This is a genomic window from Anaerostipes caccae L1-92, assembly GCF_014467075.1.
GTDB lineage: Bacteria > Bacillota > Clostridia > Lachnospirales > Lachnospiraceae > Anaerostipes > Anaerostipes caccae.
The window spans coordinates 1,090,485-1,110,083 of sequence record NZ_AP023027.1 but is presented as its reverse complement, the minus strand read 5'-3'; the positions used below and the strand labels follow the sequence as shown (position 1 = coordinate 1,110,083).

Here is a 19,599-nt window from a genome sequence, read left to right as displayed (position 1 = left end):
TTTCCCTCTTATCTAACGATCATAACCTGTGTTTTCGTATCTGCATCCGTCTTTGGAATGACTTCCACCTGTCCGTCTCCCTCTGCCAGCATCATCATAGTCTGAGGACTGTAACCCTTTTCTTTCACGAGATCTATATCAAACGTAAGGATCTTATCTCCCTGTTTTACCTTCGTTCCGGCTTCTGCGAACGTCTCAAAGCCTTCCCCTTCCATCTTTACGGTGTCAATTCCCGCATGAATCAGAAAACTCTTTCCCGTTTCTGCCTGAATCGCAATCGCATGTTTTGTCGGAAAGATCATCGTTATCGTACCGTCACACGGCGCATACACTGTGCCCTCAGAAGGATTGACGGCCACGCCGTCTCCCATGGCTTTCGATGCGAATGCTTCATCTTCGGACTCCGTGATGGGAAGCACTTCCCCATTCATCGGGGAGTAAAGCACTGTTTCCGCTGTTTCTGCCTGTTCCGGAATTTCTGCTGTTTCCTCAGAAGACTGTACCGGCTTTCCTGTTTTTTCATTTCCGCCAAGGTTATACTTTTTCCAGAACACAACGGTGAGCCCCGCTGAAATCACCATGGAGAGGATCAATCCGATTCCAAAGTGAAGAAAATGATCCGGTTTCATGGATATAAATCCGGGAAGTCCCGCTGCTCCCAATGCCTGTGCCAGTGTTTTGGTAGCTGCTGCGTATGCACTTCCCACTGCGGAACCAATGATCGCCGCGTAGAAAGGATATTTCAATTTCAGTGTCACGCCAAACATCGCCGGCTCCGTAATTCCCAATAATGCGGAGACTCCGGATGCAGAACAGATAGACTTCTGTTTCTGGTCTTTTGTGAGGAAGAGGACTGCTAAAACTGCCGCTCCCTGTGCAACATTGTTCATACTTGCCGTTGTAAAGATGAAGCTTCCTCCGGTCACTGCCTTTGCGGCCAGAAGCTGAGTTTCGATGGCAATAAAGCTGTGGTGAAGCCCTGTCATTGTGATCGGTGCGTATACAAGGCCAAAGAGTCCGCCTCCCACAGCGCCGAGAGTATTGTAAACCCATGTGATGCCGTCTGCTAATAAGTTGCCTGCTTCTCTTAATACCGGTCCCACACAGATGAATGTTAAAAATGCAGTTATAATGATAGAAAGCAATGGTGTCGTAAGATTGTCAAGCCAGGTAGGTGTTACTTTGTGAAGCCTTTTTTCAATCTGAGCCAGAATCCAGGAAATTGCCAGTACAGGAAGTACTGTTCCCTGATAACCGATCGCCTGAATGTTGAATCCGAAGATATCCCACACCGGTGCCTGCCCGATGCCGATCTGATAGGCATTTAAAAGATCCGGGTGAACCATGATCATACCCATGGCCGCACCTAAAAACGGATTGCCTCCAAACTTCTTCGTGGCGCTGAATCCGATCAGTACTGGGAGAAAGGTAAACGGTGCGTTGGCGAATGTATTGACCGCCTGAGTCAACCCCTTCCACTGGGGATATAATTCAATGATCGATCTGCCGTCGAATAATCCCGCCGTCAGAATATTATTAAGTCCCATCAGAAGACCGCCTGCCACAATGGCCGGGATAATCGGGACAAAAATATCACTCAGCATCTTTACAAAACGCTGTACAACAGAGCCCTGTTTTTCTTCTTTCTCCTCTTCTCCTGCGGCTGAGGAAACATCCCCGATCTGTTTCTGTACTTCGTCACAGATGAGATTTACGAGTCCTGATCCAAAAATAATCTGGAACTGTGACTGGGTTAAAAAGACACCTTTTACCCCATCCAGGTCACTGATGGCCTCTTCATTTCTCAAATCATTATTCTTCAGCTGAAAACGCAGCCTGGTCGCACAGTGCGCCACAGATTTGATATTCTCTTTTCCGCCTACGTTAGCGATGACCTGGCTTGCAATCTTTGCATAATCCATAGTTTTCTCTTATCCTCCTTACGATATTTGTGGTATCGGTTCCATATTTGTATTATAGGACGATTCTTTCTCTACGTCAACACTTTTCTGGTATCGGTTCCATAAAAAATTGCACAAAATAGAAGACTCCTGTTTGGGAGTCTTCTACAAAGTCTTAATCTATTTATCGATTATTTATTTTTTGAAACCGATATTTCATTGCCTCCTATAATGACCGCCTCTACGTTGTCAGGATTTATCAGCTCTGTAAAATCACTTTGATGAAAAGCATATCCGTTTGCCGACCTGTCAGCCCCCTGACTGTAAGACCAGTGAAGCTTTTTGACCGTTCCATCCTTGATCCTTAAAGAACATTCCGGTAAATTGGAATTATCCTCCGAACTGCCCTTTTTGCCATGATAAACCCTGAAATAAAATGGAGTAATCTCTATCTTCTTTATGATTTCCTTTCCGTTTTGGAAATGATATTCTTTATCCACATGAACCTCTGCCGTTTCCATTTTGCTGTTTTCCACTTTCCAGGTCAGCTTCCATGAGCCTTTGGGATTCTCAAAAATCAAATCTTCTGCCGTTGTATGGGTAGATGTAAATCCCTCCAGTGACAACATGATCTTCTGATTTTTAAAATCATGACCAGATCTCTCTGCCTGTAATATAAACCATCCGATATTCTCTTTTTTCTGAACCAACAGCAGACGGTCCGCGTTCATCCCTGTCATTTCTTTCTTCTTTGGGTCATCTTTTGCTCCGGTCTTTAAAAGACTGTATTTGAAAATCTGATCTTCCTTAAATGTCTGGTTCTCCGGAAGTTCTGTTTTCAGCAGTATATAAATCATACCTTTGGAGGCTGCCGACTGTACCACTTTCACTTTAATATTTTTACTTTCAGCCTCTGCCATTACTTTGTCACTTCCGCTGTACTCCTCCAGATCTGTCTCTGTGCCTTTTCCGATGAGCGTGCTGTTAAATAATTTGGGTATCAGATTTCCCCAGCCTCCGGAAGCTGCCACGGCAGTTCCTCCTCCAATAATCACAACAATGGCCGCTGCCGCTGCCTTCTTAAAAAAAGCCTGCCGCCGTTTCTGTTTCCCTGCAATCTTTCTTGCCATCGTCTTCATTTGGTCTGTCATTTCCTGATCTTCCAGATCTCTCTCGCTCTCCGGAATCTTTGTTTTTATCTTATTTAAGATGCGATATATATTCATTGTCCCGCCTCCCTGATCTCTTTATGTTTTCTGAGCTTTTTTCTTCCTCTTGATATTCTCTGATAGATCGTACTTTCATTTAATCCCATTTCCGCTGATATCTCTTCGATGGTGGCTTCCTCAATAAAATGCTTCTGAAAAATTTCACGCTCCGGCTGGGACAGCTGTTCAAATAATTCTTTTATTTCTTGGTCCAATTCTACCTTCAGCATCTGTCTTCCGGCATGTTCATCTTCAATGAACTGGTCTTCTATATCCACATATTTTCTGCTCCGTCTCAAATAGTTCCGTTTACAATCGATTGCCTTAAATCTGGCAATTCCCGCTGCCCAGTTTTGAAAACTGCCTGTATTCGGATCAAAATCACCGATGTGCTGCCAGACTGCCATCAAAACATCATTCATACACTCCTGCTGCAGATCCGGCAGCAAAAACAAATGCTTCCTAACCACAGACTGAATGACCCATCCGTAGGTTTCCACGGCATAGAGCAGCCCTTCCTCCCTCCTTTTCCTGATCAGATTTATAAAATTTTTCTCCGTTGCTTTCATAACTTTGTCTCCTGTCCCCTGAACAGTTCCCGCCTTCACTCTATATTTCGTATACAGACAGACATTTCTGACAGAAAAAAAGTCATAAAATCCAGCTTAATCCGGATCTTATGGCCTTTTTGCAGTCCTATGTTCGATTTTTTACGCTCTTACCTTCTATAAATTTATACTCTACGATTTGTTTCTTGGATACCGGTTCTTCTTTTATCATCTTGAGAATCGTCTCCGCCCCGAGATATCCCATTCCATAGGAATCAAATTTCAGTGTCGTAAGCTCCGGCGTTAAAAGACTGCTCTCGTCATATCCGCCAAATCCCACCACCGAAATATCTTCCGGGATGCGAAGCCCTTTCTCCTGCAAAACTTTATAGGCTCCAAACGCCAGACGGTCAGTGGCGCACACAATAGCGTCCGGCTTCATTTCCTCCAGGATCTCTCTCGTATTTTTCTGTCCTCCGAGAAAACTGTAATCACTCTTTTTTATCAGCGGATCATGAATTCCAAATGCCGCAAGTCCGTCCAGAACTCCCTGACGCCTTCGGATACCTACGGCCTCATCGGTCTCATAAACACCAATATATCCAACGTTCTTATGACCTGTTTTTCCGATATATTCTCCCACACATTTTCCAGCATTGTAATCATCATCGATGATAGAAATCCCGTCCTCATAATCCTGAGCCAGGACAACAATGGGTATCTGTGTCTGCTCAAAAATATCACGGTGATCCTCTGTGACTGCGATAGAACTGATCAAAATCCCATCCACATTCAGATGAATCAGCTTTTGTATATTTAAAAGCTCCAGATCAATATCATGATCTGAGTTTTTGATCAGTGTTGTGTAATTCCTGTCCCTTAAATACCGGTCAATGCTTGTGATGACACGGCTGGTAACCTTGGAATTCAGCGTAGGCACTACGACCCCGATCACATTGCTTTCCTTTGCCTTTAACCTTGCAAATGTATTCGGTGCATAATTATATTCTTCGATTACTTTCTGAATCTTTTCCCTCGTAGCCTTTTTGACATATCCCCCATTAAAATAACGGGAAACCGTGCTTTTTGTCACTCCCGCCATCTCTGCCACATCAGCCATTGTTATTTTTTTTGGCATTGTGTATCCTGCCTTTCTCTCATACTTGATTTTATTGTAAGATGATTTCCCGGATTGTGCAACCGGAATCCGGTTTCTTTCCATTTTCTTTGACATTTCATAATTTATGTAATATATTACATATAGGAGGTATTTCGACCATGAAATTAGAAGATTACGACAGCAGACACCTGCTGTTTGCTGCATTATTTATGACCAGTAACCGGCTCCAGTCAATCGGAGACCGCTTCTATGAAGAGATCACGTCAAAACAATGGTTTCTTCTGGCTGCTCTCAATACCTTTGAGTATGCCCCAACTTTCAATGAACTTTCCTCCCTTATGGGCAGTTCCCACCAAAATGTAAAGCAGATCGCTTTAAAGCTTCAGCAGAAAGGTTATGCGGAAATAGAAACTGACCCGGATGACCGCCGCAAAAGCCGGGTGCGCCTTGGCAGAAAAGCCGAATCACTGCAGTCTGCGTATGCCTTAAAGGAAGAAGCTTTTATGGATCTTTTATACAAGGATATCTCAGAGACACAGCTGAAGACCGCACTGGAAACCCTGAATACTATGATGAAAAACATGGAGGAATGTAATATATGAAGAAAACCGCAGTTGTCTACGGGTCCGTTTACGGGTCCACAAAACAATACGCACAGTGGATCGCCGACTCCTTGTCTGCCGATCTGTATGAAAATAAAAACCTGGATCTTTCTGTCCTGGAACCCTATGACGTTATCATTTACGGCGGCGGCCTTTATGCCGGAGGAGTCACCGGTATTTCCCTGATTTCCCGCCATCCTGAATTTATACAAAAGAAAAAAGTGTTTGTATTTACTTGCGGAATTGCCGATCCTGCGCTGCCGGAAAATGTAGAACACATTTTAAAAAATCTAGATTCAGTTTTCCCCGGTGAATTGAAACAACAGATTTCCTTCTATCACCTCAGAGGCTGGATGGATTATTCCCGGTTCAGCAGAAAACACCGGGTTATGATGTGGATGATGAAAAAAATGCTCTCCAAGAAAAAACTGGAGGACCTAACAGAGGAGGACCAGGGAATTCTTGAAACTTATGGAAAACACGTAGACTTTACCGATCGGGACAGCATCCTTCCTCTGGTACAGGATGTCAGACAGTATATCTAGCAATCTCAAGAAAAGACCCTCTTAATCAAAAGAGAGTCTTTTCTGTTTTACTTTCTTCTATTATAATTTCTGAACATCAGACCGGCACTGATGCTTCCGCTGGCTATCAGTAAAATTAAGATTACAAATGGTGTTTTTATGTCAGAAGTTTCAGATAATTCTCCGTTTTGGTTTCCATTCCCACTTCCTTTCATCTGGTATTGTCCCCATTCAGGAAGTTGCTCTGTTTTTTTATCTGACTTTTTCTTAGATGGCTTCTTTTTGGATGCCTGCTTTTTGTCTGATGCCGGGGGTTCTTTTTTGGGGTCCTTTGTCTGTTCTGTACTCTTAGATGCTTCCCTCTCCTTTGTCCATTTTGCTTTTAATTCTATTCCCTGATTCAATGAATCATTAAAATCCCATTTCTGTTCCTTTCCATTCTCATCAGTGTAATACCATCCTTCAAACGTGTATCCGTCTCTTTTCGGATCTGACGGTCTCTCGATCTTTTCTCCCCCGGTAACTAGCTGGTCTTCCGGTTTATGATCTCCTCCGCTGGGGTCAAACACTACCTTGTGTTCTCCTGTCAGTGTCACTTTGACCGTTACCGATGTACCGTCTGACATAGAAAAAGTCATAGGAAATACCCCGGTTTTTCCTGCCTGTTTTGCACGGTTGATCGTCTCCATCTGTTTCTCATCTGCATTGACTGGTATGCTATCCCCATATTGATTTTTTCCTTTTACATCACACAGGGTAATAATTTCGTCTTTGCTGAATGCATCTCCGCCGGTTTCATGGCTTGCATGGTTTGCTGCAATGCTTGCGCTGCCGCTCCTGTGGTCTGTACCGTCGGTCCCCTCATCCCTGAGAAAAACTTTGATGACCACTTCAGTTCCATTTTCTGTTGTAAATGTCAAAGGAAATTCTCCGGTTTTTCCGTCTTCTTTTGCCTTGTTAATACGTTCTAACTGGACACTTTCTGACAGACTGAGCTTGTCTTTTTGTATTTCGTTTCCATGCTCATCAACAGCTCTTAACAAAGAGAGATCTTTCAGCTGCTTCTCGGTAAAGCCCTTTCCTCCTGTCCTGCTGATCACATTTTGTGCCTTAATAATTTCATGATTGTCCGGATTTTCTGTAATCTGGTCAAACTCTCCCGTTAAGGTAACTGTCACTGTGACTGAGTTTCCTTCCGGATCGGTGAATTTGAGATCAAATTCACCCGCTTTTCCTGCGGTCTTTGCGCTGTTGATCTTATCAAGCTGTTCCTGGTTTAAGCTGAAATCATCCAGTGCAATATCATTGCCATCTGAGTCCTTTCCTTTTAATTCGGCAAACTGCTTGACATCGTCTTCGGTCCATTCGGTACCTCCAGTCTCTTTGGCGAAATTGTCTGCACCAAGGACAGATGTCGGGTCCTGCGGGTCATACTCCACGCCGTCACTGCCCTGTTCTTTTAAGTATACTGTAATCTGCACTTCTGTACCTGCAGATGTTTGAAATGTAAGCAGAAATTCTCCGGTTTCATTTTTGATCTTAGCATGATTAACCGCTTCCATCTGTGCTTTATCCGCAACGGATAACTCCTCCAAAAGATATTCCGTTCCATCTTTCTTCTTTCCGGTGACTTTACTGAGGATCTTCAGCTGTTCTTCTGTAAAGGCCGTTCCCCCGCTCTTGCTAATAATATTGTTCGCACCAATCTGTTCTTTCGTTGTGTTATCTACTGTGTTTTCATCTCGGTAAGGACCAAAATATACTTTTGTGTAAAATTTCCCCACTACAATATTTGAATTTGTCGGGAATGGAGATTCCGCCGTAAAATTATACTCTTCCGGATTTAGTCCGGTGCCGTCCTGTATATACCCCTGATATCCCGGATTCGGTGCTGCAAATACATTTGTTATTGTACTTGAAACAGTACCTATCCCCGGTTTTCCAGAGGCCTCGTCTCCAATTGCAGTGACAACGGTATCCCCACCGCTGATCGTTATATTTTTAGATGGATAATCTATAGAACCGATACCAGGAGCATTTTCGCCTCCTTCTGCTTCTACAACCCCTCCACTAATGTATAATCCATCTAATTCACACTGAAGTCCTGCACCTAAACCTGCACATGAAAAATTCCCTTTTGCCTTTACATTTCCACCTGTTATTCGAATATTTTTTGCAGATTTTTTTGCTATTCTTGTTGCACAGCAAGCACCTCCCAGCCCTGGAGAATGTTTCCCACCCAGTGCTTCAATATTGCCCCCTTCAATGGTAAAGTTGCAAAATCCTGCCTCTGAAGAATTGTTAGAACTTCTCCTGGTACTTCCTATGGCGCCTGCATGAAATAAATCTCTATTACCTTCGGCGTAAAGTGACCCGCAGTTATCATCACACTTATGTCCTTTTTGACCAGCTTTTTGGCACTTGATCGTCAGTTCTCCGTCCATTCCATCTTTAGCCAACGCATTCCCCGTATTGCCACCTGGAGAATCCCAGGTATCTCCCGCATAACAAATAAGACGATTTTTGCCAATCAAAATCATAGTAACATTGGCATGTGATACATTGATACAATCAAGTTTGATATTTGTTGTGACCCCAGCCGTCTGTTTTGCACAGGTGATGTCTACGTTATCTAAGGTTAAATTTGTTGTAACACCACGCTCAACCGTTACATTATAATCTTCTGTTGTACCCGTGATCCGGTATCCTTCCGGATTTAGCTCAGATTCATCTTCTTCCAGTCCGCCGCCTGTGGCGCCGGTGGCCGTGATCACGATATCCCCCTTGCTTACATCCAAAAGTGTTTGTCCGCTTACTAATTTCTTACTTTTGGCTGCCGCCTTCTTTTTTCGGGGGGGGGGGGGGGGTAATCGTCTTGTTTTGCGATATTTCTGGCTCAGACACACTTGTATCTAAAGCTTCTGTCTTTAAATCATCGCCTTCCTTTATTTCTGTCGCTGAAATCTCAGTTTCTGTTGTGGCTTCCGTCTGTTCCGAACGTTCTTCAGCATTTATGCTGCCCAAGTCATGAATAAGTCCAACAGAAAAAGCTGCGGTTACAGCCAGTATAAGAATCCTTTTCCATCTCCTCGTTTTAGACATTTTACTTCTCCTCTACTCTGCATATTTTAATGTTCACCAACAAGAAGGGCATCCTAAGACAGACCCTTTTCCAGCCACTTAGTCTTACCTTCTTCTATTATAATTTCTAAACAACAGCCCAGCGCCAATGCTTCCGCTAACTATCAGTAAAATTAATATCTCAAACGGCATTTTCTCATCAGATGTTTTTACAGCTCCTCCTCTTTCACTTCCGCTGCCGCTTCCTTTGATCTGGTATTGTCCCCATTCAGGGAGCGTCTCTGTTTTTTTATCTGACTTTTTCTTAGATGGCTGTTTCTTCCCTGATGCTGGTTTGGTCGTTTCTGTACGTTTAGACGTTCCACTGTCCTTTTTCCATTTCGCTTTTAATGTAATCCCCCTGTGCAGAGGATCATTGAAATTCCATTTATGTTCTTTCCCATCTTCATCGGTATAATACCAACCCTCAAAAGCGTATCCGTCTCTCTTTGGATCTTCGGGTTTTTTGATCTTCTCTCCTCCGGTAACTGTCTGGCCTTGCGGTGTATAATCTCCTCCATTAGAATCAAATGTCACCTTGTGTTCTCCCGTCAGCGTTACATTGACCGTCACGGATGTACCGTCTGACATGGAGAAGGTCATTGGAAATACCCCGCTATTTCCTGCCTGTTTAGCACGGTTGATTGCTTCCAGCTGTTTTTCATCTGCATTGACCGGCATCGTGTCTCCGTATTGATTTTTCCCTTTTACATCACACAGGGCGATGATCTCTTCTTTGCTGAATTTTTCTCCGCCAGTCTCATGATTCGCATGATTTGCTGCAATGCTGGCGCTGCCATCCTTATGGTCTGCCCCATCGGTCCCTTTATCTCGAAGAAAAATGCTGACAGTCACTTCGGTCCCATTCTCTGTTGTAAACGTCAATGGGAATTCTCCGGTTTTCCCATCTTCTTTTGCTTTGTTGATGCGCTCTAATTGAGCACTGTCTGACAGACTGAGCTTGTCTTTTAAAATTTCGTTCCCGTCCTCATCGACAGCTCTCAGTTGAGAAAGTTCTTTCAGCTGTTCCCCGGTAAATCCCTTTCCTCCGGTCCTGCTAATTACATTTTGTGCCTTAATAATCTCATGATTTACAGGGTTTTCTTTAATCTGGTCAAACTCTCCTGTCAAGGTCACTTTCACTGTGACTGAGTTTCCCTCAGGATCTGTAAATTTCACATCGTACTCTCCAGCCTTTCCAGCAGTCTTGATTTTATTAATTTTATCTAAAATCCCCTCATCTATAGTGAAATCACTTAATTCAATATTATTTCCGGCAGAATCCTTCCCCTTTAATCCTGCAAGATTCTTTATGTCGTCTTCCGTCCATGCTGATCCACCGGTCTCTTTTGCAAAACTATCTGCCCCGATTACCGCTGATGGATACAGCGGATCATACTCCGCTGTATCGCTTCCTTTTTCCTTCAGATATACTGTAACTGTAACCTGTGTTCCGGAGGATGTTTGAAATGTGAGCGGGAATTCTCCTATTTCGCCTTTGGTCTTTGCCTTGTTGATCGCTTCCATCTGTGTTTTATTTGCGATGGATAATTCTGATGATAAATACTCGGTTCCATCCTTTTTCTTTCCTGTGACTTTACTTAAAATTTTTAGCTGTTCTTCCGTAAACGCTCTACCGCCGCTTTTACTAATAATGTGATTGGCACCAATCTGTTCTTTGGTTGTATCATCCACTGTATTTTTATCTCTATAAGGCCCAAAATATACTTTTGTATAAAATTTACCCACAGCAATATCAGAACGATTATGAAACGGTGATTGCTCTGTAAAACTATACTCTTCTGGTTTTAATCCAGTTCCGTCCTGTATGTACCCTTGATAACCCTGATCTGGAACTGCAATAACATTTGTCATCGTACTAGCGGCAGTCCCTATCCCGGGTTTCCCGGTTGATTTGTCACCAATAGCAGTTACAATGGTATCACCGCCACTAATAATAATATTTTTTGACGGATATTCTATAGAACCGATTCCCGGAGCATCAACTCCTCCTTCGGCTTCTACAATTCCTCCAGTAATATAAAGACCATCTAAATCGCAATGATATCCACTTCCTAAACCAGGACAGCCTTGATTTCCTTTCGCCTTTACAATTCCACCTGTAATTCGAATATTACTAGTTAACTGCCCTCCAATATTGGTTGTACAGCAGGCTCCTCCTAATCCTGGGGAATGTATCCCACCCAAAGCTTCAATATTCCCTCCTTCAATGGTAAAATTTGAAAATCCTGCTTCAGAAGAACTATTAGAACTTCTCCTTGTACTTCCTATAGCACCTGCATGGAATAAACTTCTGCTTCCTTCTGCATAAAGTGACCCACAGTTATCATCACATTTATGCCCTTTTTGACCAGAATTTTGGCATCGGATTGTTAGCGATCCATCCATTCCGTCCTTGGTTAATGCATTTCCCGTGGTGGTACCTCCATCATCTACAACAGTTCCCGCATAGCAAGTCAATTTATTTTTACCAATCAAAATCATCTCAACGTCAGCATGTGATACATTGATACAATCAAGTTTCCTATTTGGTTGTTTACCACAAGTAATATCTACATTATCTAAGGTAAGTTTTGTTGTAACACCACGATCAACTGTCACATTATAATCTTCTGTTGTACCTGTGATTCGATATCCTTCCGGATTTAGCTCAGATTCATCATTTTCCAGACCGCCGCCTGCTGCACCTGTCGCTTTAATTATAATATCTCCTTTACTTACATCCAAAAGGGTTTGTCCATTTACCAATTTCTTTTGTTTCTTATCATTGCCTGCTCTGTTGTTCTCTTCTGCAGCATGAATGTTGCCTGTATCCTGAACCATCCCAATCGAAAACACTGCCGCTAAAACTAATGCGACAATCTTTTTCCATCTCCTCATTTTATTCACCCTTTTATCCCCCTTTTTTTACTTTCTTCTATTATAGTTTCTAAACAATATCCCAGCGCTGACGCTTCCGCTAACCATCAGTAAAACTAATATCTCAAACGGCATTTTCTCATCAGATGTTTCAGCAACTCCTGCTTTTCCGCTGTTCTTTCCTTTGATCTGGTATTGTCCCCATCTTGGAAGTGCTTCACCTTTTTTATCTGACTTATTCTTGGCGTTCTTCTTTTTAGAAGCCTGTTTTTTGTCTGATGCGGGTGTTTTTATTTCTGAATCTTTTTTTGTATCCTTTTCTGTATTTTTTGATACCTCGTCATCCTTCTTCCATTTTGCCTTTAGTTCTATCTCTTGGTTTAATGGATCATTAAAATCCCATTTCTGTTCCTTGCCGTTCTCATCCGTATAATACCATCCCTCAAAAGTATATCCGTCTTTCTTTGGATCTTCCGGTCTCTTAATCTTCTCCCCGCCAGTGACCGTATAATCTTCCGGTTTATAGTCTCCCCCATTAGGATCAAATGTCACCTTATGTTCTCCCGTCAGCGTTACGTTGACCGTCACGGATGTACCATCTGACATGGAGAAGGTCATAGGAAATACCCCGGTATTTCCTGCCTGTTTGGCACGATTGATTGCTTCCAGCTGTTTTTCATTTATTTTGACCGGCACGGTGTCTCCATATTGATTTTTTCCTTTTACATCACACAAAGTTATGATTTCTTCTCTGCTGAATCCAATTCCACCAGTCTCTTGGGTTATATGATTTGCGGCAATGCTTGCGTTTCCGGGTTTCTGCTTTGTTCCGTCCGTTCCTTCTTCCCTAAGAAAAACATTGATGGTAACTTCAGTTCCATTCTCTGTTGTAAATGTCAGAGGAAATTCTCCGGTTTTTCCGGATTCTTTGGCTTTGTTGATGCGTTCTAACTGAGTAATATCTGACAAACTCAGCTTGTCTTTTTGTATTTCATTCCCATCCTTGTCAACGGCTCTTAATAAAGTGATGTCTTTTAGCTGTTCCTCAGTAAAACCATTTCCTCCTGTTTTGCTGATTACGTTCTGCGCCTTAATAATCTCATGATTTATCGGATTTTCTTTGATCTGATCAAATTCTCCTGTCAGAGTCACTGTAACTGTTACAGAATTTCCTTCGGGATCGGTAAATTTCAGATCGAATTCACCGGCTTTTCCGTCAGTCTTCATCTTGTTGATTTCATCTAGCTGTTCCTTGTCTAAACTGAAATCATCCAATGCAATATCATTGCCATCTGAATCCTTTCCTTTTAATTCAGCAAACTGTTTGACATCGTCTTCCGTCCATTCAATGCCTCCGGTCTCTTTGGCAAAATTATCTGCCCCGATGACAGAAGACGGATTCAATGGATCAAAATCTACCCCGTCATTACCCTGTTCTTTCAAATATACCTTGATCGTTACTTCTGTTCCATCGGGCGTTTGAAATGTAAGCGGAAACTCTCCGGTTTCACCTTTTGTCTTTGCCTGGTTAATCGTTTGCATCTGTGATTTATCTGCGATGGACAGTTCCTTTAAAGGATACTCTGTCCCATCTTTCTTTTTTCCGATAACTTTGCTTAATATTTTGAGCTGTTCTTCCGTAAAGGCTGTCCCGCCACTTTTACTAATGATATTGTTTGCGCCAATCTGTTCCTTAGTTGTGTTATCCACAGTATTTTCATCTCTATGATGTCCAAAATAGACCTTTGTATAAAATTTTCCGACTACAATACTTGTTTTGACTTGGAATGGTGATTCAGCTGTAAAAGTGTACTCGTCCGGTTTTAATCCTGTTCCATCCTGTATGTACCCCTGGTATCCCGGGTCCGGAATGGCGACAACATTTTCCGTCGAACTTGAAGAAGTTCCTATCCCCGGTTTTCCGGTTTCTTCATCTCCAATCGCAGTAACGACAGTATCACCACCGCTGATCACTATATTCTTTGAAGGATATTCTATGGAACCAATTCCCGGAGCATTTGCCCCTCCTTCTGCTTCAACGATTCCTCCGGTGATATAAAGTCCATTTAAATCACAGTGATACCCTGCTCCCAGTCCTGCACAAAATTCATTTCCTTTTACTTTTACATTTCCCCCGCTAATTCGAATATTATTTACTGACTTTCCTCCAAGTAATGTTGTACAACAGGCTCCTCCTAATCCCGGGGAGTGTTTTCCTCCCACAGACTCAATATTTCCACCTTCAATGGTAAAATTTACAAAGCCTGCTTCGGAAGAATTTCCGGCATTTCTTCTGGTACTGCCTATGGCACCAGCATGATATAGATCCCTGTTTCCTCCTGCATAAAGCGATCCACAGTTATCATCACATTTATGACCTTCTTGACCTGCCTTCTGACACTTGATTGTCAGTTCTCCGTCCATTCCATCTTTTGCTAAAGCGTTGCCTTCATAACCGTCGAAAACATCAGCTGGATTTCCGGCATAACTGGTCAACCGATTCGTGCCAATTAAAAGAATGGTGACATTGGCATGTGATACATTGATACAATCAAGTTTTCTGTTTGGCGTATCCATTGGCTGCTTTCCACAGGTGATATCTACATTATCAAGGGTTATGCCGGTTGTAACACCACGCTCAACCGTTACATTATGATCCTCTGTCGTACCTGTGATCCGATATCCTTCCGGGTTTAGTTCAGTCTCATCCTCTTCCAGTCCGCCGCCTGCTGCACCTGTTACTTTGATTACAATATCTCCCTTGCTTACATCCAAAAGAGTTTGACCGTTCACTAATTTCTTCTTTTTCGCATCACTGCCTGCTTTTTTTCGAGTTATAACTTTTTTCTGAATGTTTGGGTTCTCGTCCTGCTTTTTTTTATCTTTTCTTTCTCCATCTGACGTTTCGGTCTCGGGTGTTATTGTTTCCGATGTCTCTGTAACATTTTTTATATCCGATGCAATATCTTCCTGCTCCGTGCCCTCTTCTGCAGCATTAATGCTGCCTGTATCCTGAATTATCCCAATAAAAAAGATCGCTGCCATGCCAAATGCAAGAACCTTTTTCCATCTCATCATTTTCCTCATCATTTTCTTCCCCTTCACTCTGCATATCTTAATATTTGTCAGCTTTAGCTTATTTCGTTTTCATATAGTGCTTAACTTTCAAATCTGGATTTTTTTGATCCATGGGTTATGGCCAAGAGAAATGCCGCCCCCAGAAGCACGAAAAGAATCAGTCTCTTACTCGTCCTCACCTCATTCATCTCAATTGCCCTTCTTTCAACTAAATATATTTTTATAGTTGACAACAAGAAAAACTCTCTGTTAAAAATGTTAGATTATTTCATAAAATAATAGTCTGAATCAGTTTTTTCTAAAATACTGATTCAGACTTATCATAGTCATTCTAATTTATTTTTTATAAAACCTGTACATCTTTGACCGTCCATCCTCTGCCGTCAGGTAAAGAACAAAATTTTCTGCCCTTGCCGGAAAATAAAGAATCCCTCTTGATGAATCATATTTGACAGGGTACATAATTTTACCGGAATCTGTTTTTGTATAGGTTTTACCATAGTGAATCCTCCCGCTTACCCGAACCTCAAGCAACTTTGTCTTTTTATTGACTCTCATAGAGCTGTAATTTACCGGGATGGAGGGTTTCTTTTTTTTCTTTGCCGGGATCTTGATCCCTTCCAACTCCTCTGTCTCCAAAGACATCTTCGGCAGCACAACAGAATCAAAACTTTCTTCCGCCAGAGGTTCACTTTGCCATAAAGCCAAAGCTGCGGCACCTGTACAGACTGTCAGAACAGTAATTGCTGCTTTTTTTGCTGCCAAAAAATGTCCGGATAAATGTTTCGAAGACGAAACTACGCATTCCCGAATCGGCGGATAAAAAACAAAGAAACCGAAACTCCGTACTCCAAGCGCCTCTCTGTCCGCCTTTGGAAGCTTCTGTATCTGTTTTTTCAAATTTCTCTTTCCATGATACAAGAGATTTTTCACCGCATTAATGTCACAATCCATGACTTCCGCAATTTCTCTCATTTTCATCTGCCACAGGCCACTCATGATCACTGCGGCCTTTTGTTTTGTCGGCAGATTTGAAATGCACTGAAACAGCAGCTGATTTTTTTCATCCTTCAGAACAGCTTCCTGCGGCTCACTGTCCTTCTCCGCTATATGATCCATTGTTTCAATGACACTGTCTCCAACGACAACATCCTTCTTCTGTTTGGAAAATCTGATACAGCAGCGATATGAAATCTTTCTCTGCCACGCGCAAAATGCCAGATTATTTTTCAAATCCGGCAGATAACGGTAAACATCCAAATATATTTCCTGTATAATGTCTTCTGCCTCATTTTTATCCTTACAAAAATTCAGCACAAACCATTTGGTCATATCATATGTAGCCTGGTAAAGATGCTCAAAGGCATCCTGATCCCCCTGCTTGGCCCGCTCCACATATGGACTCAATTCTTCATAAAACTTTTCTTCTCTCATCTCTTTGCGCTCCTAAACTTTTTCAGGACTAACTATAAATTAGAAACATAAGAAAATCAAGTGGAAAGAAATGTAATAGAACTGCGAATATTAACCAATTACTTCATAATTTTTGTCAAAAAGTCTGAAATTAAGCCAAAAAATAAGGATACACCTATACAATACAAGTGTATCCCTAAAAAACTATTCTGTTTCTGCTGCCAGCCTGTTTTTGGCCTGTTCTTCCTGCATATTATCTTTTTGTAAATAGAATCCTGCCAAAATAGTTCCTGAGATTGAGTGCCATACACAGGATACCGCACTGGCCATAGCCGCCTGAGGTGCTGCGGCAAAATGGGCCGTTGCCAGATTTGTAGCAAGTCCCGCATTCTGCATTCCAACTTCAATCGAAATTGTGCGTTTCTTTGCTGTGTTCATTCCTGTCAGTTTACCGACTCCATAGCCAAGGGCATATCCAAGACTGTTATGCAGCAAAACTGCAATAAAGATCACAGCACCAGATTTAAAGAAATTCGCTCCCTGAAGTGCAATAACGCCTCCGACGATCAATGCCAGCCCGATCACTGAGATCCCCGGCATGACCTTCTGTGCTTCTTTGAAGGCTTCCTTTTTGCCAAACAATGTATTTAGTATAAATCCGAGCAAGACCGGAAGCAGTACAGATTTCACGATCGAGATGAACATGGAAGCGGCGTTGACTTCGATCCTTGCTCCTGCCAAAAACAGTACCATCATCGGTGTCATGAGTGGTGACAAAAGCGTGGATGCCGTAGTCATTCCAACGGAAAACGGTACATCTCCATGGCATAGGTATGACATGATATTCGATGATACCCCTCCTGGGCAGCACCCGACGAGAATCAATCCGATGGCAATCTCATTGGGCAGTCTTAAAATAGTCGAAATCCCATAAGCCAGAAACGGCATGATCAGGTACTGAGCCGCTGCTCCGATAAAGATATCCAGCGGACGTTTTGCCAACACTTTGAAGTCTTCTGTCGTCAATGTCAGTCCCATCGTAAACATGATGACTCCAAGTACAAGGCTCTGATTATTTCCCTGTACCCAGGAGAAAATATCCGGGACAAAGAAGGCTGCAATCGCCACTAAGATGACAAAAACAGACGTTTTGCTGGACAGCATACTGCTGATTTTTTGTAAAGTTTTCATATGTATCTCCCATCTTTCATATATAAGTCTATTGGATATTGTATTCCAATAGACAACCCATGTCAAGAAAAGGAAATATATATCTTAATCCTAAAAAGAATTAGTTATAATTTAAATATACAGATAATTAATTAAATTCTGATTTAAAAACAAATGAGCAATTGCTTATCAGATGATAATTCTGGTCTGCAATCGCTCTTTTAGGATTATTTTTTATATTTTTTTACTTTTTTTAATTTCTTAATGGCTTTTTTCAAACTCGCATTTGATTTATCGATTGATTTTTGCTTTGCTGTGATGCTATATAGTATTTTTTTTGATTTTTTTAACTTTTTTTGCATATACTTCCATGTTTTTTTACTATATTTCTTTGTTTTTAACTTCGACGCTTTATTTATAGTTTTATATAATGAATTAGTTTTTAAAGAAACCTTTCCAGAAATAGGCTTCAGTTGGCTTTTATACTTTATTTCAACAGATAAAATTTTTGCTAATGTTGTAGCCCCTTTAGGTGTAAAATGCATATTATCTTTTACATACATATTCCGTGCTTGCTTTTTTCCAATTAAATTAAAGTAATCTGCCGACTTTTTTCCCAAGTCTATCAACGGTACCTTATATTTTTTCCCAATAGAAATCATAGCTGCTCTGTATTGTGGGACATAAGGAATGTATTTTCCTGATGTATTAACTGGAGGTGGCGTGATTAATACTGGTTTTGCCTTTTTGCTTCGTATTTTTTTTATATAATTAATTAGATAAGTCCTATACTCAGAAACCGTAGAACCAGTCCACCATTGAGTATATACTTCATTATGGCCAAGCTGAATAAAAACATAGTCTCCCTTTTTTAACTTTTTCTGAATCGCCTGAAACATTCCATATTTATCATAAATTGCAACACTTGCTCCATTTTTTGCCCAATTTTCAATAGATAACTCAGGTGTATTATACCTAATAACATCTACATAATCAGATGCACCTTTTACGTGAACCGTTCTTTTTTTAGATGGATGTTTAAAATATCTGTACAGCATTTGTCCCCATCCATTTTGATACCTATTTCCTTCATAGGAATGAGCAATTGAGTCACCCATAATATAGATTGTAGGTTTACTCTTTGCATGTAAATTATGTTTGGGAATGAAACATGTAATCAGAACCAGACTTAAAAACATAGACGCTATTATTTTAACCTTTTTTTTCATATTAATTGATATCCTCCTATTATTTCTAAGTATATCATTTTCATTCTATTTTATCTATGCTACTTTTTTCTAACCCAATAAAAAACCGTGATATAGGGTTATAGATTTGAGTGAGCTCCTCCTTCTCCTGCATTTTTTGTATAAGTTTTGCTTTTTATATTCATGTTAATATTCTGTCTTCCGTTTTGATTTGTTGTGACAATAGAATTATTTGCAGGATGTTCATCTGTATAGACATAGCATAAATCACTTTCCGGATGACTATGAGCAGGAATTTGTTTGATACTCAATGTTACATCCTTTAATCCACCAGATTTTTCAACAGTATTAAAATCCGGGCCAGATTCATTGACACCTACCAATGTTTGACCTTTTGCAATTGGTTCCCATTCTCCCAGTAATGATTTATTTGGATCGAAGCCATTTAAAAAGGCAAGTACAATACCAACAGGATATAAAGCCGAATTTAAATCTTCAATTCTTTCATCAAGGCTTACAATTGAACTTTTCAAATGACTAATTTCTCCTGTATGAATCTGAAACTGCTCGATGTTAACCAAGCCTACGGAGTCTATATTCACTTCAAATGGAGATGTATTTGAGGATTTAAAGCAGAAATCCCATGTAATCGAAAACCCCGGACTCTTTGATGCAGAAGGAATGTGCTTTGCCGCCGATATGTGGGCAATACAGTAAAGAATCTCTCCTTCCTCCGGGTCCTGTGCATAGATTCCGACCTGCCACAGATCATACCCTTCTTCCAAATTTGTGTTTTCTAAAAACACCGGAAGAATCATCTTATCCCC

The 19,599-nt window shown here is 41.3% G+C and carries 14 protein-coding genes; 2 read left to right on the top strand and 12 right to left on the bottom strand.

Features of this window, described 5'->3' with window-relative positions:
* Positions 1–8 precede the first annotated feature (8 nt).
* The 4 genes from ANCC_RS05415 to ANCC_RS05400 form a co-directional block, all read right to left on the bottom strand.
* A complete protein-coding gene (locus ANCC_RS05415) occupies positions 9–1,922 on the bottom strand; it encodes a sucrose-specific PTS transporter subunit IIBC (RefSeq protein WP_006566004.1) in 1,914 nt (637 codons plus the stop codon).
* 170 nt (positions 1,923–2,092) lie between these two features.
* Positions 2,093–3,127, bottom strand: coding sequence for a hypothetical protein (locus tag ANCC_RS05410; protein ID WP_006566005.1), 1,035 nt, complete (start codon positions 3,125–3,127; stop codon positions 2,093–2,095).
* Entirely contained in the window at positions 3,124–3,678 is a 555-nt protein-coding gene (locus ANCC_RS05405; RefSeq protein ID WP_039946252.1) for a sigma-70 family RNA polymerase sigma factor, read from the bottom strand. Before ANCC_RS05405 ends, ANCC_RS05410 begins: the two co-directional genes overlap by 4 nt.
* A 127-nt stretch (positions 3,679–3,805) precedes the next feature.
* Positions 3,806–4,795, bottom strand: a complete 990-nt coding sequence (locus ANCC_RS05400) for a LacI family DNA-binding transcriptional regulator (RefSeq protein WP_182483054.1) — start codon at positions 4,793–4,795, stop codon at positions 3,806–3,808.
* 140 nt (positions 4,796–4,935) lie between these two features.
* Here ANCC_RS05400 and ANCC_RS05395 point away from each other — a divergent pair, with 140 nt between their 5' ends.
* Together ANCC_RS05395 and ANCC_RS05390 are read left to right on the top strand one after the other, a co-directional pair.
* A complete protein-coding gene (locus ANCC_RS05395; protein WP_006566008.1) occupies positions 4,936–5,379 on the top strand; it encodes a MarR family winged helix-turn-helix transcriptional regulator in 444 nt (147 codons plus the stop codon).
* Entirely contained in the window at positions 5,376–5,924 is a 549-nt protein-coding gene (locus ANCC_RS05390; RefSeq protein ID WP_006566009.1) for a flavodoxin domain-containing protein, read from the top strand. Before ANCC_RS05395 ends, ANCC_RS05390 begins: the two co-directional genes overlap by 4 nt.
* Positions 5,925–5,971: 47 nt before the next feature.
* Here the strand turns inward: ANCC_RS05390 and ANCC_RS05385 are convergent, their stop codons facing one another.
* The 8 genes from ANCC_RS05385 to ANCC_RS05350 form a co-directional block, all read right to left on the bottom strand.
* Positions 5,972–8,701, bottom strand: coding sequence for an InlB B-repeat-containing protein (locus tag ANCC_RS05385; protein ID WP_006566010.1), 2,730 nt, complete (start codon positions 8,699–8,701; stop codon positions 5,972–5,974).
* Positions 8,702–8,726: 25 nt separating this feature from the next.
* Positions 8,727–9,005, bottom strand: a complete 279-nt coding sequence (locus ANCC_RS05380) for a hypothetical protein (protein WP_006566011.1) — start codon at positions 9,003–9,005, stop codon at positions 8,727–8,729.
* Between the two features lie 84 nt (positions 9,006–9,089).
* Positions 9,090–11,924, bottom strand: a complete 2,835-nt coding sequence (locus ANCC_RS05375) for an InlB B-repeat-containing protein (protein ID WP_006566012.1) — start codon at positions 11,922–11,924, stop codon at positions 9,090–9,092.
* Between the two features lie 27 nt (positions 11,925–11,951).
* A complete protein-coding gene (locus ANCC_RS05370) occupies positions 11,952–14,993 on the bottom strand; it encodes an InlB B-repeat-containing protein (RefSeq protein WP_233458256.1) in 3,042 nt (1,013 codons plus the stop codon).
* A 324-nt stretch (positions 14,994–15,317) separates the two neighbouring features.
* A complete protein-coding gene (locus ANCC_RS05365; RefSeq protein WP_006566014.1) occupies positions 15,318–16,415 on the bottom strand; it encodes an RNA polymerase sigma factor in 1,098 nt (365 codons plus the stop codon).
* Positions 16,416–16,598: 183 nt separating this feature from the next.
* On the bottom strand, positions 16,599–17,585 hold the full coding sequence (locus tag ANCC_RS05360) for a bile acid:sodium symporter family protein (RefSeq protein WP_006566015.1): 987 nt from the start codon (positions 17,583–17,585) through the stop codon (positions 16,599–16,601).
* A gap of 206 nt (positions 17,586–17,791) precedes the next feature.
* Positions 17,792–18,793 carry an SGNH/GDSL hydrolase family protein gene (locus tag ANCC_RS05355; RefSeq protein ID WP_156340678.1) on the bottom strand — a complete coding sequence of 334 codons (1,002 nt, stop codon included), beginning with the start codon at positions 18,791–18,793 and terminating at the stop codon, positions 17,792–17,794.
* Positions 18,794–18,891: 98 nt separating this feature from the next.
* Positions 18,892–19,590: a phage baseplate protein gene (locus ANCC_RS05350; protein WP_182483056.1), complete on the bottom strand. Its 699-nt coding sequence runs from the start codon at positions 19,588–19,590 to the stop codon at positions 18,892–18,894.
* Positions 19,591–19,599: the final 9 nt, after the last annotated feature.

What these genes read in the sequence shown, in the direction of transcription:
- ANCC_RS05370 (WP_233458256.1), bottom strand. Translation starts at nt 14,993, where the DNA reads ATGATGAGGAAAATGATGAGATGGAAAAAGGTTCTTGCATTTGGCATG.
- ANCC_RS05380 (WP_006566011.1), bottom strand. Translation starts at nt 9,005, where the DNA reads ATGTCTAAAACGAGGAGATGGAAAAGGATTCTTATACTGGCTGTAACC.
- ANCC_RS05400 (WP_182483054.1), bottom strand. Translation starts at nt 4,795, where the DNA reads ATGCCAAAAAAAATAACAATGGCTGATGTGGCAGAGATGGCGGGAGTG.
- ANCC_RS05410 (WP_006566005.1), bottom strand. Translation starts at nt 3,127, where the DNA reads ATGAATATATATCGCATCTTAAATAAGATAAAAACAAAGATTCCGGAG.
- ANCC_RS05365 (WP_006566014.1), bottom strand. Translation starts at nt 16,415, where the DNA reads ATGAGAGAAGAAAAGTTTTATGAAGAATTGAGTCCATATGTGGAGCGG.
- ANCC_RS05395 (WP_006566008.1), top strand. Translation starts at nt 4,936, where the DNA reads ATGAAATTAGAAGATTACGACAGCAGACACCTGCTGTTTGCTGCATTA.
- ANCC_RS05350 (WP_182483056.1), bottom strand. Translation starts at nt 19,590, where the DNA reads ATGATTCTTCCGGTGTTTTTAGAAAACACAAATTTGGAAGAAGGGTAT.
- ANCC_RS05390 (WP_006566009.1), top strand. Translation starts at nt 5,376, where the DNA reads ATGAAGAAAACCGCAGTTGTCTACGGGTCCGTTTACGGGTCCACAAAA.
- ANCC_RS05415 (WP_006566004.1), bottom strand. Translation starts at nt 1,922, where the DNA reads ATGGATTATGCAAAGATTGCAAGCCAGGTCATCGCTAACGTAGGCGGA.
- ANCC_RS05355 (WP_156340678.1), bottom strand. Translation starts at nt 18,793, where the DNA reads ATGAAAAAAAAGGTTAAAATAATAGCGTCTATGTTTTTAAGTCTGGTT.
- ANCC_RS05405 (WP_039946252.1), bottom strand. Translation starts at nt 3,678, where the DNA reads ATGAAAGCAACGGAGAAAAATTTTATAAATCTGATCAGGAAAAGGAGG.
- ANCC_RS05375 (WP_006566012.1), bottom strand. Translation starts at nt 11,924, where the DNA reads ATGAGGAGATGGAAAAAGATTGTCGCATTAGTTTTAGCGGCAGTGTTT.
- ANCC_RS05360 (WP_006566015.1), bottom strand. Translation starts at nt 17,585, where the DNA reads ATGAAAACTTTACAAAAAATCAGCAGTATGCTGTCCAGCAAAACGTCT.